Raw genomic sequence first — 3,850 nt, 5'->3', positions numbered from 1 at the left:
GCGCCCGCCGCGGGCTGCGCCGAGGCCAAGCCGCGCGCCGCGGCGGAGCCCGAACCGGCGGCCGCCGCTGCCACGCCCGAGCCCGCCGCCGAGGCGCGGCCCGCCGCGCCGTCGCCGCGGGCGCGCATCGTGCCGGCCGGCCAGCCGCTGCCGCCGCAGCCCTCGGCCAACGAGATCAGCCCCGAGGCGCTCGCCAAGGTCTCCGAGATCGAGAAGAAGGCCAAGAAGCTCAGCCTGATGGAGCTGACCGAGCGGACCTGCAAATGGCCCGTCGGCGACCCCGCGACCGAGGAGTTCTGGTTCTGCGGCCTGCCGGTGCAGCAGGGCAAGCCCTATTGCGAGGCGCATGTCGGCGTGGCCTTCCAGCCGATGAGCTCGCGCCGCGACCGCCGGCGGTGAGCGGCCCGGTGGCCCCGGACGCCGCCCCGCCTGCGGCGCGCGCCGGCCGTGACGGGGCCGCCGCGGCGCCGCAGGCCGGCACGCGCATCCGGTCCCGGGCGCCGGCGCCGGGCCCCCGGGCGGGGCAGGGCGCGCGATGAGCCGCCGCGCCTTCCTCGTGGTGATGGATTCGGTGGGGATCGGCGGCGCGCCGGACGCCGCTTCCTACTTCAATGACGGCCGGCCCGATACCGGCGCCGACACGGTGGGCCATATCGCGCGGGCCTGCGCCGAGGGCCGCGCCGAGGATGGCCGCACCGGGCCGCTCCGGATGCCGGTGCTCGACGCGCTGGGCCTCGGCCGGGCGGCGGAACTGGCCAGCGGGACCTGCCCGCCGGGTCTCGGCACCCGGCCCCAGGGCGGCTGGGGCGCGGCCACCGAAAGCTCGCGCGGCAAGGACACGCCGTCGGGGCACTGGGAGCTCGCCGGCCTGCCGGTGCCCTTCGACTGGCACTATTTCCCCAAGGCCGACCCGGCCTTTCCCGAGGACATCACCCGCGCCGTCTGCCGCCTCGCCGGCACCGAGGACATCCTCGGCAATTGCCACGGTTCGGGCACGGTGATGCTCGACCGGTTCGGCGCCGCCCATCTCGAGACCGGCTGGCCGATCTGCTACACCTCCGCCGACAGCGTCTTCCAGATCGCCGCCCACGAGGAGGCGTTCGGGCTCGACCGGCTGCTGCGGCTCTGCGCCGATCTGGCGCCGATGCTGCACGAACGGCGCGTGGGGCGGGTGATCGCGCGGCCCTTCCTGGGGTCCCCGGGCGATTTCCGCCGCACCGGCAACCGCCGCGACTACGCCATCGCGCCGCCGCGCCCGGTGCTCACCGACTGGGTGCAGCGGGCCGGCGGCCGGGTCACCGGGGTCGGCAAGATCGGCGACATCTTCTCGATGCAGGGCATCGATGCGCAGCACAAGGGCAGCGACGCGGAGCTGATGGCGCATCTCGGCGCGCTGGTGGAGACCGCGCCCGCGGGCGGGCTGGTCTTCGCCAATTTCGTCGAGTTCGACTCGCTCTGGGGGCATCGCCGCGACGTCTCGGGCTATGCCCGGGCGCTGGAATGGTTCGACCGCGAGATCGGCGCGCAGGTGCTGCCGCGGCTGCGGCCGGGCGATCTGCTGGTGCTGACCGCCGATCACGGCAACGACCCGACCTGGCACGGCACCGATCATACCCGCGAACGCGTGCCGGTCTTGACCGCGGGCCAGGGCGCGGCCGCCTACGGCCATCTGGCCTTTGCCGACGTGGCGGCCTCGGTGGCGGCGCATCTCGGCGTGCCGGCCGAAGGCCCCGGACGGAGCTTCCTGTGAGAGACGAGAACGAGCCCCTCGACGAGGACGCGATCGAGGCGATCGCGGCGCTGCCGAAGCTGGAGCTGCACCTGCACCACGAGGGCGCCGCGCCGCCCGAGTTCATCCGCCGCCTGGCGGCCGAGAAGCATGTCGATCTGAGCCGCATCTTCCGGCGCGACGGCAGCTACGCCTTCGAGGGCTTCGCGCATTTCCTGCAGGTCTACGAGGCGGCGACCGGCGTGCTGCAGAGCCCGGAGGATTTCGCCCGGTTGACCCGCGCGCTGCTCGAGGAAAGCGCGGCGCGCGGCGTGATCTACAGCGAAAGCTTCCTGTCGCCGGAATTCTGCGGCGGCGGTGACGTGGCGGCCTGGCGCGACTATCTGGCAGCGATCCGCGAGGCCGCGGACGCTGCCGAGCGCGATTTCGGCATCGTGCTGCGCGGCGTGGTGACCTGCATCCGCCATTTCGGCCCCGACCGCGCCAAGCGCTCGGCGCTCTGCGCTGCCGAGACCGCCGGCGACTGGATCGTGGGCTTCGGCATGGGCGGCAACGAGAATGCCGGCCGGCAAAAGGATTTCGCCTGGTCCTTCGACGCCGCGCGCGAGGCCGGGCTGGCGCTGACCACCCATGCCGGCGAATGGCGCGGGCCCGCCGAGGTGGCCGAGGCACTCGACGTGCTGCGGGTCAGCCGGGTGGGCCACGGCGTGCGCGCCGCCGAGGATCCGGCGCTGCTGGAGCGGCTGGCCGAGGAGGGCGTGACGCTCGAGGTCTGCCCGGGCTCCAACGTGGCGCTGGGCGTGGTGCCGGATCTCGCCCGGCACCCGATCGCCCGGCTGCGCGCGGCCGGGGTCAAGGTCACCGTCTCGACCGACGATCCGCCCTTCTTCCACACCGACATGGCGGCGGAGTACCGCGGCCTCGCGCGGACCTTCGGCTGGGACGCGTCGGTCTTCCGCGACCTCAACCGCACCGCGCTCGACGCCGCGTTCTGCGACGCCGCCACCAAAGATGCCCTGAAGAAACGACTGGACGACGCCCCATGACCGAGCACCTGACCGTAGTCGATCATCCCCTGATCCAGCACAAGCTGACGATCATGCGCAAGAAGGACACGTCCACGGCGTCGTTCCGGCGGCTCCTGCGCGAGATCAGCCAGCTCCTGGCCTACGAGATCACCCGCGAGCTGCCGATGACCACCGAGACCATCGACACCCCGCTCTGCGAGATGCAGGCGCCGGTGGTCGAGGGCAAGAAGCTGGCGCTGATCTCGATCCTGCGGGCCGGCAACGGGCTGCTCGACGGCGTGCTCGAGCTGGTGCCGGCGGCGCGGGTCGGCTTCGTCGGGCTCTACCGCGACGAGGAAACGCTGCAGCCGGTGCAGTACTACTTCAAGGTGCCCGAAGGGCTGGGCGACCGGCTGGTGATCGCCGTCGACCCGATGCTGGCCACCGGCAATTCCTCGGTCGCGGCGATCGACCTGCTGAAGAAGGCCGGCGCCACCAACATCCGCTTCCTGTGCCTGCTGGCCTCGCCCGAGGGCGTGGCGCGGATGCGCGAGGCCCATCCCGACGTGCCGGTGGTGACCGCCGCGCTGGATAGCCATCTCGACGAGCGGGGCTATATCGTGCCGGGCCTCGGCGATGCCGGGGACCGGATGTTCGGCACCAAATGAAGCGGGAGCGCGCTTTACTCACGCAAGGGGTCGTTGCATCCTGACCGCGACATCAGGCCGGGGACGGACATGAAAGCGACGATCCTACTGACCGCGACGCTGCTCTGCCTCGGAGCCGCGCCCGCGATGGCGCAGCCAGCGGGAACGGACATCCCGGCGGAGCTCCCGCCCGAGGATTACGAGGGGCGGCAATATGTCGACAGCCGCGGCTGCGTATACGTGCGCGCCGGGATCGACGGCGCCGTGACCTGGGTGCCGCGGATGACGCGGTCGCGCCAGCATCTCTGCGGCGCGCCACCCACCGACCTGGCCGAGAGCGCACCGGAGAGCGGCCCCGGCGACGCCGCGCGGGCCGAGGGCGTGGAGCGCATCGCGCCCGAGACCGTGCCGCGCGCCGTCGCCCGGCCCGAGCGTCCGTCCGGGCCGCCGCCGGTGGCCGCGGCCGC

The 3,850-nt window shown here is 73.4% G+C and carries 4 protein-coding genes and 1 pseudogene; all 5 read left to right on the top strand.

Features of this window, described 5'->3' with window-relative positions; translation table 11 throughout:
* The coding region (locus ACXYMW_RS19640) for a GcrA family cell cycle regulator (RefSeq protein WP_459037022.1) at nucleotides 1-399 on the top strand (399 nt) is incomplete at its 5' end.
* A 136-nt stretch (nucleotides 400-535) separates the two neighbouring features.
* Complete coding sequence (locus ACXYMW_RS19635; RefSeq protein WP_459037021.1) at nucleotides 536-1,750, top strand: phosphopentomutase; 1,215 nt, start codon at nucleotides 536-538, stop codon at nucleotides 1,748-1,750.
* Complete coding sequence (locus ACXYMW_RS19630; protein ID WP_459037020.1) at nucleotides 1,747-2,775, top strand: adenosine deaminase; 1,029 nt, start codon at nucleotides 1,747-1,749, stop codon at nucleotides 2,773-2,775. The genes ACXYMW_RS19635 and ACXYMW_RS19630 overlap by 4 nt, the downstream gene beginning before the upstream one ends.
* The gene (upp, locus tag ACXYMW_RS19625; protein ID WP_459037019.1) at nucleotides 2,772-3,404 is read left to right on the top strand and encodes a uracil phosphoribosyltransferase; all 633 of its coding nucleotides are present in this window, start codon (nucleotides 2,772-2,774) and stop codon (nucleotides 3,402-3,404) included. Before ACXYMW_RS19630 ends, upp begins: the two co-directional genes overlap by 4 nt.
* A 69-nt stretch (nucleotides 3,405-3,473) precedes the next feature.
* Nucleotides 3,474-3,850: pseudogene (locus ACXYMW_RS19620) on the top strand (SPOR domain-containing protein); the annotation flags it as partial.

This window comes from Roseivivax sp. CAU 1761, from assembly GCF_054482755.1.
This window is presented reverse-complemented; position numbering and strand designations above follow the sequence as displayed.